Annotated in this window: 6 protein-coding genes; 4 read left to right on the forward strand and 2 right to left on the reverse strand. The window is 68.4% G+C overall.

Going from position 1 to position 4,597, the window contains the following annotated elements; genetic code table 11:
- Window positions 1–408: 408 nt before the first annotated feature.
- Window positions 409–936, forward strand: a complete 528-nt coding sequence (locus VHB27_RS20945; RefSeq protein WP_325604211.1) for a sigma-70 family RNA polymerase sigma factor — start codon at window positions 409–411, stop codon at window positions 934–936.
- Window positions 933–1,676: an anti-sigma factor family protein gene (locus tag VHB27_RS20950; RefSeq protein WP_325604213.1), complete on the forward strand. Its 744-nt coding sequence runs from the start codon at window positions 933–935 to the stop codon at window positions 1,674–1,676. The genes VHB27_RS20945 and VHB27_RS20950 overlap by 4 nt, the downstream gene beginning before the upstream one ends.
- Here VHB27_RS20950 and VHB27_RS20955 read toward each other — a convergent pair whose 3' ends face one another.
- Both VHB27_RS20955 and VHB27_RS20960 read right to left on the reverse strand, forming a co-directional pair.
- On the reverse strand, window positions 1,677–2,657 hold the full coding sequence (locus tag VHB27_RS20955; RefSeq protein ID WP_325604215.1) for an NAD(P)-dependent oxidoreductase: 981 nt from the start codon (window positions 2,655–2,657) through the stop codon (window positions 1,677–1,679).
- An 11-nt stretch (window positions 2,658–2,668) separates the two neighbouring features.
- Complete coding sequence (locus VHB27_RS20960; protein ID WP_325604217.1) at window positions 2,669–3,055, reverse strand: Rap1a/Tai family immunity protein; 387 nt, start codon at window positions 3,053–3,055, stop codon at window positions 2,669–2,671.
- A 174-nt stretch (window positions 3,056–3,229) separates the two neighbouring features.
- Here VHB27_RS20960 and VHB27_RS20965 point away from each other — a divergent pair, with 174 nt between their 5' ends.
- Window positions 3,230–4,048 (forward strand): HesA/MoeB/ThiF family protein, encoded by an 819-nt coding sequence (locus VHB27_RS20965; protein ID WP_325604219.1) that lies wholly within the window; start codon window positions 3,230–3,232, stop codon window positions 4,046–4,048.
- Window positions 4,038–4,418, forward strand: coding sequence for a DsrE/DsrF/DrsH-like family protein (locus VHB27_RS20970; RefSeq protein WP_325604221.1), 381 nt, complete (start codon window positions 4,038–4,040; stop codon window positions 4,416–4,418). Before VHB27_RS20965 ends, VHB27_RS20970 begins: the two co-directional genes overlap by 11 nt.
- The last annotated feature ends 179 nt before the right edge of the window (window positions 4,419–4,597 follow it).

The following is a 4,597-nucleotide window of genomic DNA, read 5'->3' on the forward strand; positions in this document are numbered from 1 at the left end:
GATGGCTGTCGCTGACCTGCGCGAAAGTGAAGCCGGTCGTCGCCGCTTCGGCCTCTCCGGTCAGGCTGACCCTTGGCACGCCGCCCGTGATCGTCCACACCATCGCGCCACCGGCCCATGTCATGCATTTCAGGAAACCGCGGCGGTCGGTCGAAGAAGTGCTGCTGAACATCAATCGCCTCCATCTGCCCGGCCGGAATGACCGGGTTCGATCGCCATACCGGCGCGACGGAGGTCCTATTCCCGCCGCAGAAAAAGTTTTTCCGGCGGGAATAAACGCGAGATGAACAGGTATGAGCAGTGTCGCATCCAAACGCGACCATCCAAACGTGATGCCGAGCGGGGCATGCCATGGTCCCGTCATGATATGGTAACGAGTGCCGCCACCCCGGCGGCTGAGGACAGCATGTGACCGACGACGCACGCACACGGCGGTTCGAGCTTCTGGCGATGCCGCACCTGGACGCGGCGTTCAACCTCGCCCGCTGGCTGACCGGCAACCACGCCGACGCCGAGGATGTCGTGCAGGATGCCTACCTGCGTGCCTTCCGCTACTTCGATGCGTTTCGCGGCGCCAATTTCCGCGTCTGGCTGCTGACCATCGTCCGCAACGCCTTCCTCGACTGGATCAAGGACAACCGCTCTTCACGGCTGGTGTTCCAATCAGCCGATGAAACCATCGAAGCCGAACCCGATCCGCAACCGAATGTCGAAGCCATGCTTCTGGAACGAGTCGACAGCGAAACCCTGACCACGCTGGTCGAACAACTCCCTGCTGAATATCGTGAAGTCCTGGTCCTGCGCGAAATCGAAGACCTGTCTTACAAGGAGATCGCGGCCATCACCGAACTGCCGCCCGGCACGGTCATGTCGCGACTTTCACGCGCCCGCACGGCCTTGCGCAAGGCGTGGCAAGTGCAGGAGGGCCGGTCATGAACCACCAGCGCGCCCTCACGCTCCTGACCGCCTACGCCGACGGGCAGCTTGGTCCCATCCGCCGCATGCTGCTGCGCCGGCATTATGATCGCTGCCCGGCCTGCCTCGCGCGGCTGGAGGCGCTCCAGACCACACGCGAAGCCTTGCGCACCAAGATGGCGGTCCACCGCGCGCCGCCGGGCCTGGCGAGCCGGATCGCCTCGGCGCTGCCACGCGAACCGGCGCCGCCGCCGCGCCAGCCGTCACGCCTGGTCTGGGGGTTCGGCGCGTCCGGCCTCGCCGGTGCCCTGGCCGGCGTGGCGCTGACGCTCATGCTCGTCCCGTCGCCGGATCCCCTGGTCAGCGACGTGGTGGCCGATCATGTCCGCTCGATGATGGCCGACCATCTGACCGACGTCCTGACCTCCGACCAGCATACCGTGAAACCGTGGCTGTCGGCGCGCCTGCCTCTGTCGCCCGTGGTCAAGGATCTGGCCCCGGAGGGGTTCCCGCTGGTCGGCGGTCGACTGGATTACGTGCAGGGCCATCGCGCCGCGGCGCTGGTGTACCGTCGCGCCAAGCACACCATCAACCTGTTCGCCTTCGCCGCCAAAGGCCCCGAGGAGGCCGCGCCTTCGCTGCATACCCGCGACGGGTTCAACGTCATCACCTGGCGGATGGACGGCCTGACCTATGTCGCGGTGTCCGACGTGGAGGCGGACCAGCTCAAGGACTTCGTCAAGCTGGTCCGGGCGAACTGATCAGCCCATGCGCTCGTGCGGAGCGAGGGTGTAGAGCGGCGTTTCCCCGTTCAGCGCGCGGCGGATGTTCGCCACCGCGCGGCGGATCGCCGCCTCGGTCTGGCCCGGCACGGACGCCGAATTATGCGGCGAGCCGACCACGTTCGCCAGCGTCATGAACGGATGATCCATCCGGAACGACCCGTGCCGCTCGGGTTCCACCCACCAGGCGTCGATGCAGGCGATGAAGCCGGGATGCGCGACCAGATGGGCGTAGAGCGCGTCCTCCTGCACCACCTCCCCGCGGGCGAGGTTCACCAGGATCGCGTCGGGCTTCATCGCCGCCAGCTCACGGGCGCCGATCATGCCGTTGGTCTGCGGCGTCAGCGGCGTCGATACGATCACCACGTCGGATGCCGCCAGCAGGGTGTCGATGTCCTTCATGGTGCCGATCCAGTCGGTCGGCTCCGCCGACGCGCCGCGCCGGTTGATCGCGACGATCTTCATGCCCAGCGCGCGGAACAGCCTGGCGGAGGCCTCACCGATGCCGCCGAAGCCGATGATGCCGCAGGTGCCGCCGGCCAGCACGCGGTTGCGGGTGAACTGGTTGAACTCACCGCGCGTCAACGCCTGGTGCTCGACGATCAGCCGCTTGGCGCCGGCCAGCACCATGCCCAGCGCGTGCTCCGCCATGGCCGCGGCATAGGCGCCGCCGTTGGATGCGACCGGGACGCCGGCGGGCAGCCGGCCGAGTTTCACGAAGTCGATACCGGCCGTCATGAATTGAAGCAGGCGCGCGGAGCCCAGCAGCGCAGCCTCCTCGTCCTGCAATTCCTGGTTCGTGTTCCGCGCCAGCACCGCCGCCGCCCCCTTCAGCGCCGCCGCCCGGCCGGTCGCGTCGAGGTCGGCGATGAACACCGGCGCGGCGGTCTCGCCCAGCGCATCGGCGATGACGGCCCGCTCACGCGGGCGGAAATCGAAGGTGACGGCGACGGAGTCCATGGCGTTCTCCGTTACTTGCAGGGGAAGCGCTGGGCGAAGAAATCGAACAACCCGTCGACCGCGGGTTCGGTGCGATGGGCAGGCAGGGCGCGCGCCCAGTTGGCGAATTCCGCCATCACGACGCCGCGCGAGGGCGCGTTGGAGGGGAAGCAGAAATGTTTCGTCTCCTCCGCCCGCTTGCGCACGGCGTCCAGCGCGCCCTGGGCGAAGCCGTGGCAGAAGTTGATCTTGGCGTCCGCACCGGGCTCCTTGGGATTGGGCACGCAGAGATCGGCCAGTTCCCCGGCATTGCCGGCACGCAGTGAGATCGGCTGCGCCGCGGCTGCCGGACGTGCGGCCCACAGGCCAGCCGCCAAGGCGGGGACGAGGAGCAGGATCATGGCGTGGGGACGAGGCATCGCTTCTCTCCGGGTCGTGGTGCGTGATGGCGGCCATAGCAGGTCGGACGGCCAACGCGAATGCCTAAGGGCGGCGGCCGACGCCAGGCCGCCCCGGATGCCTCTCCTTGATCGTCACGGCAGGCGGCGAGCGCCGCCCTGTTATAACCGCGGCCGCCACCCTATCATTCATCCATGGACCTCGATTTCAGCGAAGACGACATCCACCGCTATTCCCGCCACATCCTGCTCCAGGAAGTGGGCGGCATCGGCCAGGCGAAGCTGAAGGCCGCGCGGGTGCTGGTGGTCGGTGCCGGCGGCCTGGGCTCGCCGCTGATCCTCTATCTGGCCGCCGCCGGCATCGGCACGATCGGCATCGTCGACGACGACGTGGTGGAACTGTCGAACCTCCAGCGCCAGATCGCCCACACGACCGACCGGATCGGCGTGTCCAAGGTCGCGTCGGCCTCCCAGGCCGCGACCGCCCTGAACCCCGGCGTGACGATCGAGCCGCATGCGATGCGGCTGTCGGCGGACAACGCGCTCGACCTGATGGGGCGCTATGACATCGTGTGCGACGGGACCGACAATTTCGCGACGCGGTTCCTGGTCGCGGACGCCTGCGCGCTGGCCAGGCGGACGCTGATCTCGGCCGCGGTACTGCGGTTCGAGGGGCAGCTTTCCACCTTCAAGCCGCACCAGGGCGGCCCTTGCTACCGCTGCCTCTACGCCGCCCCGCCGCCGCCCGGCGTGGTGCCGAGTTGCAGCGAGGCCGGGGTGCTGGGGGCGGTGACCGGGGTGATGGGGACGCTGCAGGCGACCGAGGTCCTGAAGGAGATCCTGGGCATCGGCGAGTCGATGTCCGGCCGCTTGCTGGTGTGGGACGCGCTGGACGGCCGTTTCCGCACCATCCGGCTCAAGCCCGATCCGGCCTGCGCGCTATGTGGGCCGGAGGCGACGATCAAGGACCTGTCCGCGCACGGCGTTCCGGAAGGGCCGGCCTGTGCCGTCTGACCGCCTGGGCGTCCTGCTGGTCTCCGGCGCGCATGACCGGGCGCATTACGCGTTCGTGCTGGCCTCGGGCGCGGCGGCGCTGGGGCGGCAGGTGGTGGTGTTCGCCACCAATGCCGGCTGCCATGCGCTGTGCCGCGACTGGTCCGGGCTGACGGATGCCGGCCGCGACGCCCTGATCCAATCCCGTGGCGTCGCGGGGTTGGAGACGCTGCGCGAGGCCTGCCTCGACATGGACGTCCGGTTCATCGCCTGCGAGGCCGGACTGCGTGCCGAGGCGATCGAGCCGGACGCTCTGCTGGCGGGTGTGGAGGTTGCCGGAATTGCCACGTTCCTGAACGAAGTGGGCGGCGGGCAGATCGTATCCCTCTGAGGGGCTTGACCCGAGTCCGTGCGGCTTGGCATCGGACTCCCATGCGCACCGGCGTACCAAACCTTCTTCTGACAGGCTGGCTTTTCGTCCTGGCCGGATTTGCCTCGGCTTATGGCCAGACGACCGCCAAGCCACCCGCGCCGCACCTGGCGACGACGCAGGAGGAGCCGATTCTGCCC

Origin of the sequence: Rhodopila sp. (genome assembly GCF_035548235.1) — a bacterium.
GTDB lineage: Bacteria > Pseudomonadota > Alphaproteobacteria > Acetobacterales > Acetobacteraceae > Rhodopila.